The 21,651-nt window shown below is 39.2% G+C and carries 18 protein-coding genes and 2 riboswitches; of the genes, 13 read left to right on the top strand and 5 right to left on the bottom strand.

The genetic code is table 11. The annotated features are described in order from the left end of the window. Positions 1 to 20: 20 nt before the first annotated feature. Positions 21 to 800, top strand: a complete 780-nt coding sequence (locus M3600_RS15625) for a divergent polysaccharide deacetylase family protein (RefSeq protein WP_233316901.1) — start codon at positions 21 to 23, stop codon at positions 798 to 800. 198 nt (positions 801 to 998) lie between these two features. On the opposite strand, the gene M3600_RS15620 is transcribed toward M3600_RS15625, so the two are convergent. Further along, positions 999 to 2,513, bottom strand: a complete 1,515-nt coding sequence (locus M3600_RS15620) for a mechanosensitive ion channel (protein WP_233316902.1) — start codon at positions 2,511 to 2,513, stop codon at positions 999 to 1,001. A 153-nt stretch (positions 2,514 to 2,666) separates the two neighbouring features. Continuing rightward, entirely contained in the window at positions 2,667 to 3,323 is a 657-nt protein-coding gene (locus tag M3600_RS15615; RefSeq protein ID WP_233316903.1) for a potassium channel family protein, read from the bottom strand. 138 nt (positions 3,324 to 3,461) lie between these two features. Here M3600_RS15615 and M3600_RS15610 point away from each other — a divergent pair, with 138 nt between their 5' ends. Next, positions 3,462 to 4,364, top strand: coding sequence for a YegS/Rv2252/BmrU family lipid kinase (locus M3600_RS15610; protein WP_233316904.1), 903 nt, complete (start codon positions 3,462 to 3,464; stop codon positions 4,362 to 4,364). A gap of 33 nt (positions 4,365 to 4,397) precedes the next feature. Here M3600_RS15610 and M3600_RS15605 read toward each other — a convergent pair whose 3' ends face one another. The 3 genes from M3600_RS15605 to mgtE all read right to left on the bottom strand — a co-directional run bounded on the left by M3600_RS15605 (position 4,398) and on the right by mgtE (position 7,836). Further along, on the bottom strand, positions 4,398 to 4,850 hold the full coding sequence (locus M3600_RS15605) for a Dps family protein (RefSeq protein ID WP_251646654.1): 453 nt from the start codon (positions 4,848 to 4,850) through the stop codon (positions 4,398 to 4,400). 295 nt (positions 4,851 to 5,145) lie between these two features. Next, positions 5,146 to 6,306: an FtsW/RodA/SpoVE family cell cycle protein gene (locus M3600_RS15600; RefSeq protein ID WP_251646653.1), complete on the bottom strand. Its 1,161-nt coding sequence runs from the start codon at positions 6,304 to 6,306 to the stop codon at positions 5,146 to 5,148. A 171-nt stretch (positions 6,307 to 6,477) separates the two neighbouring features. After that, entirely contained in the window at positions 6,478 to 7,836 is a 1,359-nt protein-coding gene (mgtE, locus tag M3600_RS15595) for a magnesium transporter (RefSeq protein ID WP_233316907.1), read from the bottom strand. Positions 7,837 to 8,011: 175 nt separating this feature from the next. Then, a riboswitch (purine riboswitch) is annotated at positions 8,012 to 8,111 on the top strand. 45 nt (positions 8,112 to 8,156) lie between these two features. On the opposite strand from mgtE, the gene M3600_RS15590 reads away from it, so the two are divergent. The 11 genes from M3600_RS15590 to cshA all read left to right on the top strand — a co-directional run bounded on the left by M3600_RS15590 (position 8,157) and on the right by cshA (position 21,648). Beyond that, positions 8,157 to 9,491, top strand: a complete 1,335-nt coding sequence (locus M3600_RS15590; RefSeq protein WP_233316908.1) for a 5'-deoxyadenosine deaminase — start codon at positions 8,157 to 8,159, stop codon at positions 9,489 to 9,491. Between the two features lie 322 nt (positions 9,492 to 9,813). Next, entirely contained in the window at positions 9,814 to 10,593 is a 780-nt protein-coding gene (locus tag M3600_RS15585) for a hypothetical protein (protein WP_233316909.1), read from the top strand. A 20-nt stretch (positions 10,594 to 10,613) separates the two neighbouring features. Beyond that, a complete protein-coding gene (gene sfsA / locus M3600_RS15580; RefSeq protein WP_251646652.1) occupies positions 10,614 to 11,357 on the top strand; it encodes a DNA/RNA nuclease SfsA in 744 nt (247 codons plus the stop codon). A 43-nt stretch (positions 11,358 to 11,400) separates the two neighbouring features. Beyond that, positions 11,401 to 11,589, top strand: a riboswitch (cobalamin riboswitch). A 189-nt stretch (positions 11,590 to 11,778) separates the two neighbouring features. Beyond that, on the top strand, positions 11,779 to 12,738 hold the full coding sequence (locus M3600_RS15575; protein ID WP_233316911.1) for an ABC transporter substrate-binding protein: 960 nt from the start codon (positions 11,779 to 11,781) through the stop codon (positions 12,736 to 12,738). After that, complete coding sequence (locus M3600_RS15570; RefSeq protein ID WP_251646651.1) at positions 12,704 to 13,756, top strand: FecCD family ABC transporter permease; 1,053 nt, start codon at positions 12,704 to 12,706, stop codon at positions 13,754 to 13,756. The genes M3600_RS15575 and M3600_RS15570 overlap by 35 nt, the downstream gene beginning before the upstream one ends. Positions 13,757 to 13,760: 4 nt before the next feature. After that, positions 13,761 to 15,245, top strand: coding sequence for an adenosylcobinamide amidohydrolase (locus M3600_RS15565; protein ID WP_251646650.1), 1,485 nt, complete (start codon positions 13,761 to 13,763; stop codon positions 15,243 to 15,245). Continuing rightward, entirely contained in the window at positions 15,242 to 15,823 is a 582-nt protein-coding gene (locus tag M3600_RS15560; protein ID WP_251646649.1) for a cob(I)yrinic acid a,c-diamide adenosyltransferase, read from the top strand. The genes M3600_RS15565 and M3600_RS15560 overlap by 4 nt, the downstream gene beginning before the upstream one ends. A 217-nt stretch (positions 15,824 to 16,040) precedes the next feature. Next, the gene (locus M3600_RS15555) at positions 16,041 to 17,111 is read left to right on the top strand and encodes a D-alanine--D-alanine ligase (RefSeq protein WP_237940578.1); all 1,071 of its coding nucleotides are present in this window, start codon (positions 16,041 to 16,043) and stop codon (positions 17,109 to 17,111) included. Between the two features lie 115 nt (positions 17,112 to 17,226). Continuing rightward, complete coding sequence (locus M3600_RS15550) at positions 17,227 to 18,609, top strand: UDP-N-acetylmuramoyl-tripeptide--D-alanyl-D-alanine ligase (protein WP_251646648.1); 1,383 nt, start codon at positions 17,227 to 17,229, stop codon at positions 18,607 to 18,609. A gap of 145 nt (positions 18,610 to 18,754) precedes the next feature. Next, the gene (locus M3600_RS15545; protein WP_237940580.1) at positions 18,755 to 19,438 is read left to right on the top strand and encodes an alpha/beta hydrolase; all 684 of its coding nucleotides are present in this window, start codon (positions 18,755 to 18,757) and stop codon (positions 19,436 to 19,438) included. 719 nt (positions 19,439 to 20,157) lie between these two features. Further along, positions 20,158 to 21,648 carry a degradosome RNA helicase CshA gene (gene cshA / locus M3600_RS15540; protein WP_282581413.1) on the top strand — a complete coding sequence of 497 codons (1,491 nt, stop codon included), beginning with the start codon at positions 20,158 to 20,160 and terminating at the stop codon, positions 21,646 to 21,648. The last annotated feature ends 3 nt before the right edge of the window (positions 21,649 to 21,651 follow it).

Here is a 21,651-nt window from a genome sequence, read left to right as displayed (position 1 = left end):
GAAAAAAGCGAGGTGTTTTTATGAGAAAAACATTATTACTTTTTTGTTTGCTCACCTTTTCCTGTGTGACTGCATATGCGGAGGGTGAAAAGCAGCAGGCAAAAAAAGAGCTTGCGATTGTCATTGATGATTTCGGCAACAATATGAAGGGAACAGAAGAGATGCTGAATCTGCCTGTGCCAATCACTGCGGCAATTATGCCATTTATGCCGACGAGCAAAGAGGATGCCATTAAAGCTCACAAAAAGGGGCATGATGTTATCATTCATATGCCGTTAGAGCCTAAGCAAGGTAAAAAAAGCTGGCTTGGTCCTGGAGCAATCACAACGAATTTAAGCGATGAAGAAATTAGAAAAAGAGTTGTCTCCGCCATTGAAAGTATTCCTTATGCAGTTGGGATGAATCATCATATGGGTTCAAAGGCTACAGAGGATGAAAGAGTGATGAGGATAATATTAGAAGAGTGTAAAAAACACGATTTATTTTATCTCGACAGCAAAACGACAGGGAAGAGCGTCGTAAAAAAACTGGCAGAGGAATTGCAAGTGCCTTATTTGGAGAACAATATGTTCTTCGATCACATTTATTCTAACCAGCATATCCAAAAGCAGGCAACAAGTCTTGTTAAGAACCTTAATAAGAAGGACGAGTATATTGCAATCGGCCATGTAGGCATTTCCGGTCCTGCTGTTGTATCTGTGCTGAAACAATATATTCCGTTATACCAAAAAGATGCCGAAATCGTGCCGTTGTCCACATTGGTAGACGGTTATGAATTGCTTGATACAGACTTGCCGTAAGAATAAGCAGCGGAGCAGCTGACCATCACGCTATGCAAAATTCACGCATATAACGCTGAAAAGCTGCGCCGTTTAGTTAAGCATAAACTATGAAATTGGTTTCATATCAACTAATAACTTATAAGAAATGACGGTTTTTTCAGATGATTGAAAAAAACTCCGCAAGCAAATTGCGGAGTTTCTTTACATATAAGCTTATTACATACTGCTGTCATCTTGATTCTTATTGATTCCTGATTCATCCATCTTTGCATCAAGCTTTCTTAATCTCTTAGCAGCAAAATCTTTTCCGCCAAGACCGAAGGCTAGTCCGAATGCAAGAGCTAGACCACCAAGGATAAGAGTGAATGCAGCTGTAACAATAGAAGAAGCAACACCTAATTGATCTAATGCCATAAAGATTGTAATGGCAATAATAGAGTACTTCGCTATGGAAGGAAGCAGTCTAAATGCCGCTCCATGAAGTAGTCCTGCAAGTGTGTTTTTCACAAGAACTCCGAGCCACAAACCTACACCAATAATTACAACAGCGGCAATGACTTGCGGCAAGTAAGCCACAACAGCCGTTGATAATGTAACTAAGAACTCAAGGCCGAGCAGATTTAATGCTTGGACTGCCATCAAGAAAACAACTAAAATTTGTGCAATTGAACCAATCAGGTTGGCAATGCTTGTAGAAGGTGCAATTCCTATCTTATGGACATAAGAATCGATTCCTAAGCCAGATAATAGGGATGAGACGATTTGTTTAATCCATTTACCAATCCATACGCCCAGCAATACAAGGAAGATTGCCACAGCAATGTTTGGAATCATTGTCAGTACATCATTCAGCATGCTTACTGCAGGCTGGGAGATTCCGTCTATATCCAGTTTCTCTAATGCAGAAATAACGACAGGAATCATAATGAAGATAAATACGATATTACCTACTATAGTAGATAGGGATGTTTTTTCAAATAACTTCGCCATTCCAAAGCGGTTAGCCAATGATTCTAAACCGACGCTTTGCAGGAAGCTTGTAATGATTGTGCGGACGATTTTTGCTGCAAAATAACCGACTAAAACAATCAACGCTGCTGCAAGAAGCTTAGGCAGGAATGCAAGAATATTTTGAAGCATGTTAGCAAATGGTTCTGAAACCCCGTATAAATCAAGTGCGCCTAAAACCGCAGGCAAGAAAAGAAGTAGTACAAAATAAAAGACGATATTCGCAATCTTGTCTATCAGGTTAGGCTGCTGTTGATTGTTGTCTAGTAATTTCCATTTGTTAAGTTTCTCATGGACTTTCAATGTGTTCCCTGACTTTTTAATCAAGTACTTTAAGCCAGAAGCAACCAGCCATGCAACCAATAGAATGATGGCAGCTTTTAGAATATTAGGGATTGCTCCAAAAATAGATGAGAGCATTGATACTAATGGTGATGTAATAACAGTTAAATTCAAGATGTTAAAGAAGAGACTGAATACATACACAAGTAAAATGTAAAATATTATTTTACTGATAATTTTTTCAGAAGAGTACTTTTTTGGTTTTCCTTCAGGAAAAATTTTATCATCGAGCTTTGTTTTCTGAAGTCCTTTATAAATGGCTTTCTCAATGATTTTTGCGATAATCCAACCGAGGATTAATACGACCACTGCCAAGAGAAAATCTGGCAATCTGTCTAAGTAGTTGTTCCATCCATTCCAATTTCCACTGTTATTTATCATATTATTCCTCCTTGTCATGACTTATTGTCCTTATTACCCGTCAGATTTGAGAATAAACTAAAAAGTTAGAAGGAAGGTTAGCTGAAATTGGAGTGGAAACAGAGAAGGTCTGCATTCTAGCTGCATAAAAAAAAGCGGATTTTCTCCGCTTGCTTATAATCCATCTTCTTCGAATCGGTAAATATCTTCATTGCTGCCGATGACAATCAGTGTATCGCCTTTATAAATTTTCTCTTCGGCAGAAGGGGAGACGATTGTATCGCCCTTTCGTTGAATGCCGATTATCGTACAGCCGAAATTGGCTCGAACATTTAATTCAAGAAGTGTTTGCTGGTGTACTTTCTCTGTGGCAGCTAATTCTACAATGCCGTGTTTATCTGACAGCTCAATATAATCAATCATTTTTTCAGAGATAACATGATGGGCGATTCTTTTAGCCATATCCCTTTCTGGATGGATGACTCGGTCTGCTCCTATCTTTTCTAGGACTCTTTTATGATAAGTATCTGCTGCTTTAACCCAAACTTGCTTCATGCCCATTTCTTTTAAAATCAAGGTTGTAAGTACGCTCGACTCAATGTCATCTCCCAAAGCAACAAAAGCATGATCCATGTTGCGGATTCCAAGAGTTGTCAGCGTTGCCTCGCTCATATTGTTGACCTGTACACAGTGCGTGGCAAACGGGCGGTATTTTTCGACCCTTTCCAGGCTTTGATCAATTGCCAATACCTCTGTTCCAGCCTCATGAAATTCTTTAACAAGACTCCCGCCAAAATTCCCTAGTCCAATCACAACAAATTGTTTTTTCACATAAGTTCCTCCGCTGCTTTTGTATTTGGACTATATTTTATCATAATGCTAGATATTTCCAAAGTTATGCAGAGACAAGTTAGCTTTTATGTACTTTATGGGTAAAGGGTATAAAAAGAAGGAGGATGCATAGAAACTATGAAATATAAAAATGCCCTTTTTATTTATAATGGCAATGCAGGCAAAAAGGAAACGGATGTACAGCTTCAAAGCTGTTTACCTGTGTTTGCAAATGAAATAGATCAATTGCATGTTTTTAAAACGAGCCGGCCAAAGCATGCTGCAGAAATATGCAGAGAGTATGGAGAGAAGGTAGATCTTGTAATTGTTCTTGGTGGAGATGGAACTATCCACGAATGCATAAATGGACTGGCCGGCTTACAGAAACGACCTGTGCTGACTGTCTTGCCAGGGGGGACATGCAATGATTTCAGCCGGACTTTAAATATACAGCAAAATTTGCAAAAAGCAGCCAAGGAGCTTGTTTCTAATGGAGAAGAAGAAGCTGTTGATATTGTTCAAACTGATTCTGCTTACTTCTTGAATTTTTGGGGGATAGGCATTGTTGCTGAAACATCAAATAATATTAGGGAAGAGGAGAAAAACGTTCTTGGAAAGGCGAGTTATGTTCTAAGTGCTATTAGAACCATCCAAAACACAGAGCCGAAAGAGCTTGTCATGAATATAGACGGCAAGGAAATACGTGAAAAGGCTGTTTTGGCAATAGTAGTGAATGGTAACTATATTGGGGGGAAACGATTGCCATTCTCCATTTCCTATAATGATGGAATGGTTGATGTTTTCCTTGTCAGGAATACAAATTTTCAGCTAGTAAAAGAGTTAAATGACTTGCGGAAAATTGACTTCGAAACAGATAAGGCGTTTATGGAGGAGGTTGTGTATATAAGAGGGAAACATATTAAAATAAGCTCTGAGCATTTTGTGGATGTGGATATGGATGGCGAGGTTTACACAAAAACACCAAGTGAACTGAAGGTTCTTCCTGGACATATTAAAATGCTGAAGCCAAAGTTAACATGAGAAAAGGCATCCTTTGAAAGGATGCCTTATTTTTTATTCAGATAAGTATGCTGTAAGCATCCATAGATGCTTCTCGATTTTTTCTGTTAATCCAATTGCGATATCATGTGTCACAGTATCGTCAAGCTCGTCAGCATGTCCCGCTAATGCTCTAAGTTGTGTATTGAGGTGGCTGTAATCTTCTACAAGAGATTTCACCATTTCAGTTGCTGATAATTTTTCTGTGCTTTCTGATAGTGTAGAAGTTTCCATAAATTCTTTTAATGTGGAAACAGGCTTTCCACCGATTGCCAATAAACGTTCTGCAAGTTCATCTACAACTTCTGCCGCTTCGTCGTAGAGCTCTTCAAATTTTTCATGTAATGTAAAGAAGAAAGGTCCTTTTACATACCAGTGATGCTGGTGAAGTTTTGTGTAAAGCACGCTCCAGTTTGCTACTTGTACATTTAATTCTTTTTGTAATTCAACTTTAGTTTGTAATCCCATTTTGATTAGCTCCCTTCGATTTATCATACTTTAATTATAACAAGTTTTAATTTAAAATCAATACTTAATTATAATTATTTTAATTTAGTTTTGATTTCAATTTACTGATGATTCTTTCTACTACTATCATATACAGGAAACATGTGGAAAACTAGTGTAAAACACATAAGTTCAAATAACTTTCAAATATCACCATTATTTTCTGCAGCTGTTAGAAAACTATACCCGGTTGCTGCTAGGATTTAAACAAGCAAAAAAGCAGCAATGAATGATTTGCTGCTTTTTTTGCTTTCTATTATATGGAAAGAGAGGGAGAGAACATATAGCTGCGATGATGATAGCGAATGCTGAAGATTAGCCCCATTGCCATCATATTCGTCATTAGCGAGCTTCCTCCATAGCTGATAAAGGGAAGCGGAATACCTGTAATAGGAAGGAGCTGGATTGTCATCCCAATGTTCTCAAATACATGGAACGCAATCATGCTAATAACACCGACACATATATAAATGCTGTAAGGATCATTAGATAGAAAGGCAGTTCTGATTAAATGATATATAAGCAGGAAATATAGAATAATTAGGATGCTTCCACCCACAAAGCCATATTCCTCTCCAATAATAGTAAACACAAAATCTGTATGCCTTTCGGGGATATAAACCTCAACGTTCCCATAGCCCTTTCCTGAAATAAGACCTGAGCCTATTGCCTGCAGAGACCAGACGAGCTGGAGACCGGAATCTCCTGCTTCAACAGGATCAAGCCATGAGTCAATTCTGGCAAACTGATACTGGTCGATGCTTAAGTATTTAGCGAGCAGGCTTCTGCCGAAAACAGCTAAATACATCACAAGCGCCCCGAAGGAAATAATGGAGCTGTATAACGGAATAATGATCTTCCAGGTAATGCCTGAAACAAGAACCATCCCTGCGACGATGGCAATTAAAACTAATGTCGTTCCAAAGTCTTGTACAATAACAAGTCCTATTGGAATTCCTGCCGTAAGGCCTATTTTACATAAAAGGATAAGGTCTGTTTTTAATGAAGTATAAACTGTCTTTTCATGATGGTCATGGATAACCTTTGATAATGCCATAATCGTGAATACTTTCATATATTCCGAAGGCTGGATGCTGCCAACAGATGGGATGACATACCAGCTTTGAGCGCCGTTTCGTTCTGGAGTGAAATCGGTGATCGGTGCAAAAACGAGTCCTAGAAGAAGGGCGATTCCGATTCCGTATAAAATCCACGTCAGCTTCCTCAACTGGTCATTATCAAAGTAAGTAATAACAGCGATAGCGACCGAGCCGATCACATACCACATAATTTGTGAGGGCAGATAATCTTTGTCTGCACTGTATATCGACACACAGCTTGTCAAACAAAACAGCAGCAGCAGCAAACATAATGTCCAATCAACTTTATCTGAAACACTGTTGTTTCTTCCTCTCATAAGCAAAACTCCTTATAAATAACTGGAAATGAATTGCAATTATTAAGACGGTTACAAGGGACTAATAGTTTCCATTTTTTTATATTGGCAAAAAATATTTAACTTTTGCTTAAGTGAAAAAAATAACGCCTCATTAGAAATTGGGAAGTCATTCTAATGAAGCGTTTGGCTTTACATAATATGTTTAAGGAAGGCACTTGCGATGCCAAAATAAATAAACAAAGAAAAAATATCATTTAATGTAGTAATAAGTGGACCTGAAGCTACTGCAGGATCAATCTTAAAGCGATACAAGATCAGCGGAATGATTGTACCAGACAGTGTGCCGATAATAAGTGTAAAGAAAAGGGAGCATCCAACCACAAACCCTAAGACAGGATCTCCTTGCCATACATATGCTATTAATGTGATGATTATGCCACATGTTGCTCCAATTATAAGGCCGACAAGCAATTCCCTGAAAATTACCTTAGTAACAATCTTTTTATTAATTGTATTAGAAATTAATCCGCGAACGATAACCGCAAGCGATTGTGTGCCAGTATTACCGGTCATTCCGGAAATCATCGGCATGAAAAAGGACAACGCTACAGCTTTACTGAGAATATCCTCATAAGAACTGATAATACTGCCTGACACTATGCCGATAAACAGGAGCAAAATAAGCCAAGGCAGTCTGCGATATGCTGCAACATGTGCTTTCGTATCGAAGTCTATATCCTTACCGCCGGCAGATAATTTTTGAATATCTTCATCAGCTTCCTGGATAACAACGTCAATAATATCATCGACGGTAACAATACCCATCAGCATGTTTTCATCATCAACAACAGGAATGGCTAAGAAATCATATTTCTGGATGATATGAGCAACTTGCTCTTGGTCCTCAGCAACAGAAACACTGATTACCCGCTCATACATAATGTCCCTGATTTTATCCTGCGGCTCTGCAATTAATAAATCCCGGTAAGATACTACTCCAACTAATTTCCGTTTTTGATCAATGACATAAAGATAGCTTAATGTTTCTGCAAAATCAGCAAAGCTCTTAAGCTTATCGACTGCTTCTCTTGTCGAATAATAATCGCGTATCCAAACAAAGCGGTTCGTCATTAGTCGGCCGGCTGTTTCATCCGGGTAGTTCATTAAGTTTTGGACGATGATGGACTCTTCTTTTTTCATCCCCGAAAGCAATTGTTCCGTTTTTTCCGGTGAAAGTTCATTAAGAAGGGATGCGAGGTCATCGTTGTCCATTAAATCAAGAACCTTCCCTGTCTTTTCAATGCCAAGTTTATTCAATATATCAAGCTGCTCTTCTTTATTAACTTCTTCGAGCAGGTCTGCTAACAAATCTGTATTTAGATAAAGGAGAAAGTGGGTCCTATGCTTATCGGGGAGTGATTCATAAATTTGAGCAATGTCGTATGGCTGAAGCTCATCAACAATTGTCTCAAATTCTGCTTTTTTATTTTCTTTCAGTGTTTTAATAATGTGAAGTGTGATTTGATTGTCTGACATGTTTTGTATCATACTTCCCACTCCTTTCCGCCAAAGTCATAGTTGTTTATACCCTGTACTATTATATGAAATAAACAACAAGAATGAAATGGATATTTTTTTACCATCGGGTTGTAAAAAGTATGTTAAGTTTTCTGACAATTAACTTGCTGTCAAATGAGATTGAGTTAATATTATCTTATAAAAGTTAATTTAATTATGTTACTTTCGTATATCCTTAATAATTGGTTTAAGGGTCTCTACTTAGAAACCGTAAATTTCTAGCTACGAAAAAACAGGCATTTTCAGCTTGTTTTTTCGTAGCTTTTTATGTGTATAGGGGGAAAAGGACAATGACGACAATATTAATCAAGAATGCACAAATCGTAACGATGAATGGGCAAGAAGAAATAGTAAACGGGGATATATTAATTGAAAATGACCTTATCAAGGCAATTGGACCAGAAATTGATGCTAGCACTGCAGATAAAATAATAGAGGCGGCAGGACATACGGTAATCCCAGGATTTGTGCAAACACATATTCATTTATGCCAGACCTTATTCAGGGGCAAGGGAGATGATTTAGAGCTGATGGATTGGCTGCGCAAACGAATCTGGCCACTAGAAGCTGCTCATGATGAGGACTCAATTTATTACTCAGCAATGCTGGGGATCGGTGAGCTGATGGAAAGCGGTACAACAACAATTGTCGATATGGAGACCGTTCATCATGCTGATTATGCTTTTCAGGCAATCGCCAAAAGCGGAATCAGGGCGGTTTCAGGGAAGGTGATGATGGATAAGGGCAGCGAGGTGCCAAAGGCTCTGCAAGAAAAAACGGCAGACTCTATCCAGCAAAGTGTGGATTTATTGGAAAAGTGGGATCAATTTGATGGAGGAAGAATAAAATACGCCTTTTCACCGAGATTTGTTGTGTCCTGTACAGAGGAACTCCTCAAAGAAGTAAAGGTGCTTTCAGATAAGTATAATGTGCTTGTACACACACACGCATCTGAAAACAAAACAGAAATTGAAATTGTTCAAGAAGAAACAGGAATGAGGAATGTAGTCTATCTTGATCATCTCGGCCTGGCCAATGAGCGGCTGATATTGGCTCACTGTATTTGGCTTGATGAAGAGGAAAAGAGGATTATAAAAGAAAAAGGAGTTCATGTAAGCCACTGCCCAGGCTCTAACCTAAAGCTGGCATCAGGTATTGCAGATACCCCTGAGCTCCTGTGTAATCATGCCTCAGTAAGCCTTGGTGCAGATGGAGCTCCATGCAATAATAATCTTGATATGTTCAATGAAATGAGATTAGCTGCATTAATCCAAAAGCCAATTCATGGTCCGACAGCAATGGATGCAAGAACAGTATTTAGAATGGCGACAATCGGCGGCGCAAAGGCAGTAGGATTAGAGAAAGAAATCGGAAGCATTGAAGTGGGGAAAAAAGCAGATATAGCCATTCTCAATTTACAAAACTTCCACACATATCCTTCTTATGATGTAGATCCAATATCGAGGATTGTCTACTCAGCAACAAGAGCTGATGTAGTAACAACAATAATTGACGGCAGAATCGTAATGGAAAATAAAATAATGCGAACAATAGATAAACCGCTCATTTTGAAGGAAGCAGATAGCAGCATAAAAAGATTATTGAAAAAAACGAATATTGTGTAGGGGTATCCCATCATAAAACCGTCTCTTTTATTGAGGCGGTTTTTTAAAATAAAATTACATCTATATATCATTTTTTATATTCCTTCGATAATTATATAAAACAACACAGATACCTTGTATAATGTAATGGAAAATGGCTTGCTGCTGTATCAATCTACGTATATTAGGAAAGCATACAGGGAGAAATTAAAATACTCCGAGACAGTTTACATATTTGTTTTTGACGATAAATCATTTAGAAGCTATTTAAGTTTGTTTTTGATAAACTAAATGGGATAAAAAGTATCTATTATTTTTGCTTAAAGGGTTTGGGGGGTACTTTATGAAAAAAGGCAATCATGATATCCGGGATGTAGTGTATATTCATCTTCATGAAAAGGAACGATTCGTCCTATCATACGGAATTGAATTTTACGAATTTTATCAATTTTTATCTGAATCGATTTCATCAATCTTACTTATGAAGCATCAGTTTGATGACGGAGAATTACATACACACACAATGTTTGAATATGTTTCTGACCAAAAAATTGCAAAGCTTGCCAAAGAAGATGTTTATGGTTACGGTGACTTTGCGTGGATCGATTTTGAGGAGACAGAGGCATTAGATGTGCTTGATGGGCAAACAATTGCGGAGCTACTATATCTTGCTCATAAAAGAGACCATTTAAGGGCGCCGTTCTATCAGCATCTCAACAACCAGTTTGTATATTTAGCTCATGATGACGGCTGGTTCAATAAGACATATTATAAAAACCTTCCTGTATTTTATTCCTTTTTCGGTGAGGTGTTAGGACAGAAACTGAACCGTTTGAAGGCAGACAAAACTTTGTTTGGGGTAAAAAAGAAGCGGGTATATACACCGCTGAGTCAGCAAGGAGTTCTGCTTTTAAAGGGTTTAATGAAAGAAGGAATGGTCATTTCCATTCAAAAGGCAAGCCAAAACCGGCTTCGGATTGAAATCCCTATATGGGTCATCGGTGATTATCTGAATATGGATAATATGTACGAAGAATATGAGAAAAAAAGCAAACAAAGCAATTATGATGCAAAGCTAATTTATGATAAAAGAACAAAAGAGTGGGAGGTTATCATTAACTAGCTAGAAAGTGGTGAATAGTTTTGAGCAACTCGATTTCGGAAGCTTTTCCCCAGCCGCTTGTCAGAATGCTGTTTAAAGAAAGACCAAATCGCTTTATTCTTACATGTCTGCACGAAGAAACAAACTCTATCGAGACTGTTCATTTAGCTGATCCTGGCAGATTGAAGGAATTGTTAGTCAAGGATACGGTCGTATATGTGCTCCCAAGTACAAATCCTAACAGGAAAACTAAATGGACTGCCGTGCTTGTTGAGCATGAAGGGATATTTGTATCTGTTAATACGACATTTCCTAACAAGCTGATTGAAAAAGTGTTGAAAAGCAGTGCACTTCCCGAGCTTAACACGTTTAAATGGGTGAAATCAGAGTTTGCTTATGGCAATTCCAGATGGGATTTTATGCTGCAGAATGAAAAAGGCGAGGGGCTTTTGCTTGAAGTGAAAAGTGTCACACTTGCAGAGGGGAAGATCGGAATGTTTCCTGATGCTGTAACAGCACGAGGGGCTAAGCATGTTCAAGAGCTTGCAGCAATAGCGAAGGAAGGGACATGGAATACGGCTATATTATTTGTTGTCCAGCGGGAAGATGTTGATTTAGTTACATCTGCAGCACATATTGACCCCTTCTTTGCAGAATCACTCATCCAAGCTGAACAGGCTGGTGTGAGGCTGTTGGCATATACATGCAAGCTGTCTCTGGAGGGAATCCATCTTGATCGCCCGATACCTGTTGAGCTCGATAAAAAAATGCTTGCTGTTAACTAACTTTGACAGCTTAATTTAGTGTATAATCAACGTTGATGAAAAATGAAAAAGATAGAGGATGGTGCTTGGTGTGCTTTGCATTAAGCTTAAAAGGGAAGCTGGTGAAAATCCAGCACGGTCCCGCCACTGTAAATGACTGCTGTTCTTGCAATGATGCCACTGTAAACATATGGGAAGGCGCAAGGAAGCAATAGTCATAAGTCAGGAGACCTGCCATCCATCTATACACCTTAAAATGCCTACGAGGATAGGATGGTGTGGAGCGCGATTTTTATAATGAAAGTCCTTCCCGGAGGTTGTCCAATGGGACCTTTTAAAGCTGCCACACTCTTTTGCTAAAAAAGTGTGTTTTTTTATGGGTTCTAATCTATGAGGACAAGCCCCTTTTTATTTTTCCAAACAAATAAAGGGAGGAAATAAAATGAAAAAGTATTATTCATTATTTTGCGGAGCGTTAATGGCGTGTTTAGTGTTGGCTGGATGCGGACAAGCTTCTGACAGTGAAAGTAATGACAAGCAGAAATCTGAACAAGCAGAGGCAGAGTTTCCTGTTACTATTACAGATGCAGTTGATAAAGAGGTAGTCATTGAAGAAGATCCTCAAAAAATCGTTTCCTTAATGCCAAGCAACACAGAAGTAGCTTTTGCATTAGGCGTGGGCGATGAAGTTGTTGGTGTTTCTGAAAGTGATGATTATCCAGAAGAAACGAAAGATATCGAAAAAGTAGTGGGTATGGAGCTTAATGTGGAGAAGATCCTTTCCTTAGATCCTGATTTAGTGCTTGCACATGAATCAGTCGCTGACACATGGGCAGATGGACTGCAGCAGATGAGCGACGCTGGGATAGATGTACTTGTCGTAAATGATGCGACTGATTTTAATGGTGTTTATAACAGTATTGAAATGATTGGTAAAGCAGTTGGTGAAAAAGAGAAAGCTGAAGAAATAGTTCAAGATATGAAGGATGACATTGCTTCTATTAAAGAAAAGGCTGCAAGCATATCTGAAAAAGACAAAAAGGATGTGTATGTAGAGGTCAGCCCTGAACCAAGTATTTTTACAACTGGAAAAGATACATTTATGCAAGAAATGATTGATACCATTAATGCAACAAATGTTATTAAGGAAGCTGGCTGGGTTCAAGTTGACCAAGAGGCAGTCATTGAGGCAGATCCAGATGTAGTTATAACTACTTATGGCGGCTACTCACCAGATCCGGTCGGACAAGTAACAAAAAGGGATGGCTGGGATCAGGTAACGGCAGTAAAGGATAAACAAATAGTGGAAGTGGATGAAGATCTTGTATCACGTTCTGGCCCAAGGCTGGCACAAGGGGTAGAGGAATTTGCGAAGGCAGTATATCCGGATGTATTTAAATAAAACAAAAGCGGCTTATTTTTTGGCCGCTTTTTTTCTCATCATCGCACTTTTTTTAGGGATATCCATTGGAACGGTTTCTGTGTCTTTCTTAACGATCATCAAGATATTCATAAATTCAGTCAGTCATACAGAAGTATTTACAGTAGATACGATGCAAGCCAACATCGTTAGTAATATTCGTCTGCCTCGTGTTATCCTAGCGGGCCTTGTTGGTGCAAGCCTTGCAATTGCAGGCTGTGCTTTTCAAGGATTGCTGCGCAATCCGTTGGCAGACCCGTATACTCTCGGTGTATCCTCAGGTGCCTCTGTTGGTGCTGTGGCAACCTTGTTTTTTCATATTACCATTCCCTTTTTAGGGAGCTATACGTTGCCTGTGCTGAGTATTGTGACCGCTTTTTTAACCGTTTTTCTGGTGCTGTTATTTGCAAAAAAGCTGGACCCTGCTATGAAGGTAGAAACGATTATACTGACAGGCATTATTTTCAGTTCCTTTTTAGGCGCTTTTATTTCCTTGTTAATTGCGTTAACAGGAGATGAGCTAAGACAGATTATTGGCTGGCTGCTTGGAAGTGTTTCAATGAGGGGATGGACGTATATTCAAATTTTCCTGCCCTTTTTTATCATTGGCTGTTTGATTCTTTTATTGCAAGGCAGGGAGCTTAATATATTGGCATTCGGGGAAGAAAGAGCACAGCATTTAGGAGTGCAAGTAAGGTTTAGGAAAATGACCATTATACTTGCCGGCAGCATGCTCACAGGTGCTGCTGTTGCAGTATCTGGGACAATTGGCTTTGTTGGGCTTGTTATCCCACATTTAGTCAGGATAGTGGCTGGAAGTAATCACCGTCATGTACTGCCGCTGTCTATATTCGTTGGCAGCGGATTTTTAATCTTGGCAGATTTATTGGCAAGATCGATAATTTCCCCGGCGGAGCTGCCAATCGGTGTAATTACAGCCCTTTCCGGAGCTCCTGTATTTGCCATTTTGCTGTTGAACTATAGAAAGAAAGGGAGGTAAGACGATGCTGGAGGCAAAAAAGCTGTCATTTCAATATGGAGAGAAAAAAGTGTTAACGGATATTACTTTTTCTGTACAAAAAGGGGAAATGCTTGGCATACTCGGCCCGAATGGCAGCGGAAAAACAACTTTATTTAAGCTGATAAGCGGGATTGTTATACCTAATGCTGGGGAGCTTTTTATTAAAGGCAGAAAAGTCTCCGAATATAAACAAAAGGAATTTGCCCAGATCGTTTCTACCCTTTCTCAACAAACCGCAGAGGCATTTTCTTATACTGTCGAGGAAATCGTTTCAATGGGCAGATATGCACATCAAAAAGGCTGGATGCAAGGATTATCAAGGGAGGATAAAGCTGTCATTCATAGCGCAATGGAACAGACAGGCATCAGCCATTACAGCAATACCTTGATTGGTGAGCTGTCTGGAGGGGAAAAGCAAAGGGTGTATTTAGCGCAATGCTTGGCACAGGAGCCTGAAATTCTCCTACTTGATGAACCGACTAACCATCTTGATCTTTCCTTTCAAAAGGAGCTGCTTGAATTATTAAAAGAGTGGAGCAAAAAGCGGGGCTTGACGGTTGTTTGTATTTTTCATGACTTAAATTTGGCTAGTCTTTATTGTGACAGGCTATTATTGCTTCATAACAGCGAGATTGAAGCAGACTCGCACCCGCGGAAAGTTCTTCAAGAGGATAAAATAAAAAAAGTATACGGCACAGATGTGATAAGAGCTCAGCATCCGCAAGTGCCGGCGGCGAACCTTGTGCTCTCTCTTAGAGAAAGCAGTGCTTATTTGCAAGAGGAAGTTGGCGAAGCTAATTTGACCCTCTCTAAAGAATACATAGCCATTACAACCGATATTCCACTGAAATCATTATCTTCTGGTGTGACAGGAGCAGGGATAGGCTGGCACAAATATTTTATTAACCGTCATGTGAATAAAGACTACAACTGTGATGATTATAAAATGGAGATGAATGATTATCTCGTTAAAAACGGGTTTTTGCCAAGTGAAACGGTTGCGATGATGACAGCGGTTGAGCTGGAGGATACTGCTTACCGCAAATATCAGGCAGGTGCCACCAGTCTTTTCTTCGTGGTTACTGCCAGTGTCGGCAATCCGGCGGATGCAGCTTTGAGTGAGCAGCACTCCTCACTCATTGTCCCGGGCACGATTAATATTTGGATATTTATAAATGGCGAGCTGTCTGAGCAAGCATTTCTGCAATGTGCGATGACGGCAACAGAGACGAAAGCAAGCGTACTTCGGAACAGACAAGTAACTGATCCTGCTACTGGCACGCCTGCAACGGGAACTCCCACAGACAGCTTGCTTGTTGCTGCTACCCAAAAAGGCAAATTTCATGAATTTGGCGGCAACATTACAGATTTAGGGAAAGCTGTTGCTAAAGGAGTTTATGAGGTAATGACGATGGCTTTGGATAAAAGGCAAAATAGGAAGACAGCTTTAGAAAGAGGGATGAAATGAAAATTTATACGAAAACAGGAGATAAAGGCCAGACACATATCATTGGCGGAAGAGCTTATAAAGATGATATCAGAGTGGAAGCTTACGGCACAGTGGATGAAGCGAATTGCTTCGTTGGCCAGGCCATTTCTTTGTTAGTGGAGGATATTTATTCAGATGTAAAGGCAAATTTAGAAAAAATTCAGCATGAGCTTTTTGACTGCGGTGGAGATTTAGCTAGCATAACAAAAAACAGGCCGTTAAAGTTATCGGAAGAAGCTGTTTTGTATTTGGAAGAGCGCATCGATGATTTAATGGAGGAAGCGCCGCCTATTGAACGGTTTATTCTGCCAGGGGGAACAGCTGCGGCCAGTGCCATCCATATTGCCCGAACAGTAACAAGAAGAGCGGAGCGGTGTGTTGTTACTTTAATGAGGGAAGAGGAGCATGTCCCTGAATTGCCCTTAAAGTATTTGAACCGTTTATCTGATTATTTCTTTGCATTAGCGCGAGTCATTAATTTTCGCAGCAATGTAAGTGATATAGAGTATGTCAGAAGTGCCAAGGTTTTTCGCGGAGAAAATAAGAAAGAAGATTAAAGGCTTGGCAGCCTGTCTTAGATGACCGATAAATAGCCTATAGAAATTTCTTTGAATAAGCTGCATTTACATGGCTTGTGACATAATTTATTACAAAAGCATGCGCAAATTTTACAATTTGATAAAAAGCAGAGCTAGTCCATGATTCCTCTTTTGAAGATAAGGGTGTAGTGGTAGAATAACAAGTGTGTGTCTTTAAAATATGGAGGTACGAATTATGAAAAAGAAAATTGGTTTACTATATGGCGGAAAATCCGCTGAACATAGAGTCAGCATGCAAACTGCCTTGGCTGTTATAAAAGCCTTGGATACAGATAAATTTGATATTCATCCAATTTACATAACAGAGACGGGTGAATGGATTAGAGGAGAACAGCTTACTGGGCCTGTAGAAACAGTGAAAGAATTAGAGTTTAAAAGACAGGAAGGGCTATCAGGAACAGTTCTTTCTCCTGACTTGTTCCAAGCTGGTGACACTCAGCTTGATGTTATTTTCCCATTGCTTCACGGACCGAACGGGGAAGACGGAACAGTGCAAGGGCTGCTTGAGCTGTTGAATCTTCCTTATGTAGGTAATGGTGTATTAGCATCATCTGCTGGTATGGATAAGGTAATCATGAAGAATATCTTTGAGGTAGCCGGATTAAACCAGGTTAAATACACTTCTTTCATTCGAAGTGAATGGCAAAGTGAAAAAGAAGCAGCCTATACAAAAGTAGAACAAGACTTAGGATATCCATGTTTTGTGAAACCAGCTAATTTAGGCTCAAGTGTAGGCATCAGCAAATGTACGTCTCGAAATGAGCTGGATGCTGCGTTTGAAGAAGCATTCCAATTCGACCGCAAAATCATTGTGGAAGAGGGCGTTACAGCAAGAGAAATCGAAGTGGGTGTTCTTGGCAACGATTTCCCAGCAGTGTCTGTTGCTGGGGAAATCGTTCCGAAGAAAGATTTCTATGACTATAAGGCGAAATATGAGGATGGAAATACTGGTTTAATCATCCCGGCAGAAGTGTCAGAGCAAGAATATGCAGCAATTAAGGAAGATGCAATTAAAGCTTTCAAGGCACTAGATTGCTCTGGTCTTGTTCGTGCTGACTTCTTCTTGACAAAAGACGGCAAAGTTTATATAAACGAAGTGAACACAATGCCTGGCTTTACTCCATTCAGCATGTTCCCATTGTTATGGAAGCATACAAATGTTGAATATGCAGCTCTTATCGAAAAGCTTGTAGACTTGGCAGTAGAAAGACATGAAGAAAAACAAAGCATCAAATATACTTTTTAAGGGTAAGGGCATATTTGAAAGAAGACAGCCCGCCCTTTAAAGAAAAAAGGAGGCATTTTTTAACTGCCTCTTTTTTTTGCCAAACAATAATCTACCTAAAAAGGAGGAGACTGCTATGATCCGGAGATCTTTGCAACAAGCAGCAGATATGATTGGACCAGATGCAACTTTAAGTTCAAGCGATATTGGAGAAGTCATCATTCGTGGGGTGACAATTGATTCAAGAAAAATACAGCCAGGCAACCTTTTTATCCCCTTTAAAGGAGATAAAACAGATGGTCATAAGTATGTTGAGGCTGCTATTCAAAATGGGGCAGCTGCGTCCTTTTGGCAGAAGGATGTTCCAAATCCCCCCGAGCATTTACCGCTTATTTTTGTGAGCGACCCGATGACTAGCATCCAGAATCTTGCAAAAAGCTACCGTCATGAACTGGATATAAAAGTGGTTGGTATAACAGGAAGCAATGGGAAAACGTCTACAAAGGACATTACTACTAATCTCCTGTCATTGAAATATAAAGTGCAAAAAACAGAAGGTAATTATAACAACCATTTAGGACTTCCTCTAACAGTGCTGAGCCTAGAGGAAGACACAGATGTGGCTGTACTGGAAATGGGCATGAGCGGCCGGGGAGAGATTGATTTCCTGACAAAATTGGCTGAACCTGATGTTGTTGTTATCACTAATATTGGAGAATCCCACCTGCAGGATCTTGGTTCAAGAGAAGGCATTGCTGAAGCGAAGCTGGAGATTTTGAATGGGTTGAAAAAGCAAGGCAGAATTGTTTACTTTGGTGATGAACCGCTGTTGGCTGAAAGAATACCGACTTTTGATAAACCTGATGCTGCTATATGTTCTTTCGGCTTAGAAGATAAGAATAGTCTTTATCCGTTTGAAATAGAAGAAAGCAGTACAGGCAGCAAATTTAAGATAAACAAAAGTGATAAGGAGTTCAGCCTGCCGATATTAGGGAAGCACAATATCCTCAATGCATTGGCAGCAATGCTTGTAGCAGATTATTTTGATATCAGCTATGAGAAAATGGATGAAGGGTTCCAGAATTTAAAGCTGACTAATATGAGAATGGAGCTTTTAGAAGGGCAAGGTGGCCTGAAAGTCATTAATGACGCTTATAATGCCAGCCCTACAAGCATGAGAGCTGCTATAAATGTACTGCAAAGCCTTCCTGGCTTTAAGCATAAAGTTCTAGTACTAGGAGATATGCTTGAGTTAGGACCAGATGAGGCAACATTCCATTACGAAATTGGCGAGGAGATTGATGCTGCGGCAATTGATTATGTTTTCACGTTTGGTGAACTGGGCAAGCATATTGCACAAGGAGCAAAGACAGTATTTGCAAATGAAAGAGTTCAATCCTTCCTAGACAAAAGCGAATTGATTCAAGAATTGAAAAAAGTTGTTGATGGCGAAACAGCAGTCTTAGTTAAAGCATCAAGAGGAATGAGGCTGGAAGAGGTAGTAAAAGCTCTCCAGTAAGGTTTTTGAGTTAACAAGACAGGGAACAAAGGAATCTAGATGATTCTAGTTCCCTTTTTTGGTTTTAAATAGAATCGCAGAAGATATAGTGTAATTTATCATTAAATAGTGTAAAATGCAAACAAAACAATTGGTGGTGTTATCATTGACTGCTTGTTTATGTATTCACGGTTTTACCGGGGCTCCTAATGAGGTGGAGCCATTGGCGGAATTTTTAGGAGAAAACACAGATTGGGAATGTGCTGTACCTGTTTTACCTGGTCATGGTGAGCTTTTGCAATTAAGAGGAGTTCCTTTTAATGAATGGATAAGTTGTGCGGAAAGAGCATTGGAGGATTTATTGAAGAGGCATAAGGAGGTTTATGTAATCGGTTTTTCCATGGGAGGAATGATTGCAAGCTATCTAGCTGCCCATTATCCTGTAAAGAAGCTGGTACTGTTAAGCGCCGCTGCTTATTATATTAATCCACGGCAGTTGGGTGCAGACATCATTAGTATGTGCAAAGATCTTTATAGTGGGAAATTGCTTCAAAATGAACTGTTTAACCGCTATTCTTATAAAATCAAAACAACTCCCATTTCTGCGACTATCCAATTTAGAAAGCTTGTGCGGCATATTAAGCCGTTGCTTGAAACTATCACTATTCCGACGTTTATAGCCCAAGGAGAAAGTGATGGAATCGTCCCACTAAAGAGCGCGGAGTACTTATACGAAACCATTAAGGCAAGAAAGAAAAAGATTATGTATATGAAAGATTCCAAGCACTTAATCTGTCATTGTAAGGAGAAGCAAGTCCTTTTCTCTGAAATATTAAGCTTTTTATCATGAAGAAAAGGACCTTCCCTTTTCTGATAAAGTATGGAAGAATCTAGGATTAATATCCTATTTTTATATGTGGAAACGAAAGAAAATTAGCTGTTTTTTTAATGATAGCAAGCCTTGAGCTCCATTTTAAAACCGAGAAAGAAACTTGGCTTTTGAACTTCCACATTATTGCAAACCGATATTGTAAGTGATAAGATTATTTCTAAAAGTATTATGAAAATAAATGAAATGGTTATACTGAAAAAGGCACAATAAACATATTCAAATAAAAAGCAGTCAAATAGAGAGAAATTATTCAGCATGGCAGATGCTTTGCATCCTCTTTATGGAGGAGATGTTTGCAAATTGTGCCCAAAATTTCTCTGTCTTTGGCTGACTTTTCAGTTTTAGCTAGCTATAAAAATTATAGAGTCATTTGAAATATTTCTCCTATTAACTTGGTTGAAAAGTATCTCATACTTGAGAAAAAAAGCATATAGCCTCGGAGTTTCTCCTTATAATTTTAAGTGATGATTATAATCCACAAAAACTTATGCATTCATAAAAAATATACGTAGTTTATTGTAATTATTAACTGTTTGGGGAAAAAACGGATAAGTGGACGGGTCAAACCATTTTTTATATGTTTCATTGATGGTAAAAAGGGGTACATACAATGGTTATTATTGGGGTAGACCATTATACCGTGGATATTTTTAATGACTAGAAGGAGATTGAATATATTGGTTAAGTTTCAAGATTTAGGCATCAGTTCTGCGACAATGAAAGCTTTAAATAGAATGGGGTTTGAGGAAGCGACTCCTATTCAAGCCGAAACAATTCCGTTGAGCCTTCAAAATAAGGACCTTATCGGTCAGGCGCAAACAGGAACAGGAAAAACAGCAGCATTCGGTGTGCCTCTAGTAGACAAAATAGATATAAGCAATGAAGTAGTGCAAGGCATAATCATTGCACCAACACGTGAATTAGCGATACAAGTATCAGAAGAGCTATACAAAATTGGTTTTGGAAAGCGTACAAGAGTATTGTCCATTTTCGGAGGCCAAGACATTAACCGCCAAATCCGTGCACTGAAGAAGAATCCGCATATCATTGTAGGAACTCCAGGGCGGATATTAGATCATATCAACAGAAAAACACTTCGTTTAGATAATGTTTCTACTGTTATTTTGGATGAAGCAGATGAAATGCTGAACATGGGATTCATCGATGATATCGAAGCAATCCTTTCTAAAATTCCAGAAGAGAGACAAACATTGCTATTCTCAGCTACAATGCCTCCGCAAATCAGAAGAATGGCAGAGCGCTTCATGAAGGAGCCTCAAGTGGTCAAGGTAAAAGCAAAAGAAATGACTACACCGCTTATTGAACAATATTATGTTGAAACACAAGAAAAAACGAAGTTCGATATTTTAACAAGATTATTGGATATCCAATCACCAGAATTAGCAATCATCTTCGGACGCACAAAGCGCCGTGTTGATGAGCTGTCTGAGGCTTTGAACCTGCGCGGTTATACAGCAGAAGGCATTCATGGTGACCTTAGCCAAGCGAAACGTATGTCTGTTTTGCGTAAATTTAAAGAAGGTGCCATTGATGTTCTTGTAGCTACAGATGTTGCTGCACGTGGATTGGATATTTCCGGAGTTACACATGTTTATAATTTCGATATCCCGCAAGATCCAGAAAGCTATGTGCACCGTATCGGAAGAACGGGAAGAGCTGGTAAAGAAGGAATGGCGATTACGTTTATCACATACCGTGAAAGATCATATCTTCAAGTTGTCGAAAAAGTGACAAAGAAAAAAATGGAGAAGATGATTCCGCCTACTGTTGATCAAGCACTAGAAGGACAGCAAAAAGCTGTATTGGAAAAAATCATGCAGACAATTGATGAGAATAATCTTGATTCTTACAAAACAGCTGCAGATGAACTTCTGGAACAAAAAGATGCTTCTACAGTTGTAGCTGCTGTTCTAAAAATGATGACAAAAGAACCGGATACAACTCCAGTTAAATTGACAGAGGAAAAGCCGCTTCCACAAAGACGTGACCGTAAGTTTAATGACCGCAACAGCGGTGGCGGTTATAAAGGCAAGAAGAGCTATAACTCTAACTCTAATTCTAATTCTCGCCAAAGACAAGGCTACAGCAACAAAAGATCAGGCCAATCTAGCAGCAGCAGCTATTCTAAATCTAATTCTTACAGATAAGAA

Origin of the sequence: Niallia sp. MER 6 (assembly GCF_023714395.1) — a bacterium.
Lineage (GTDB): Bacteria > Bacillota > Bacilli > Bacillales > Cytobacillaceae > Niallia.
Note: the sequence above shows the minus strand (reverse complement) of the source record. Positions and strands in the feature narration are given on the sequence as shown.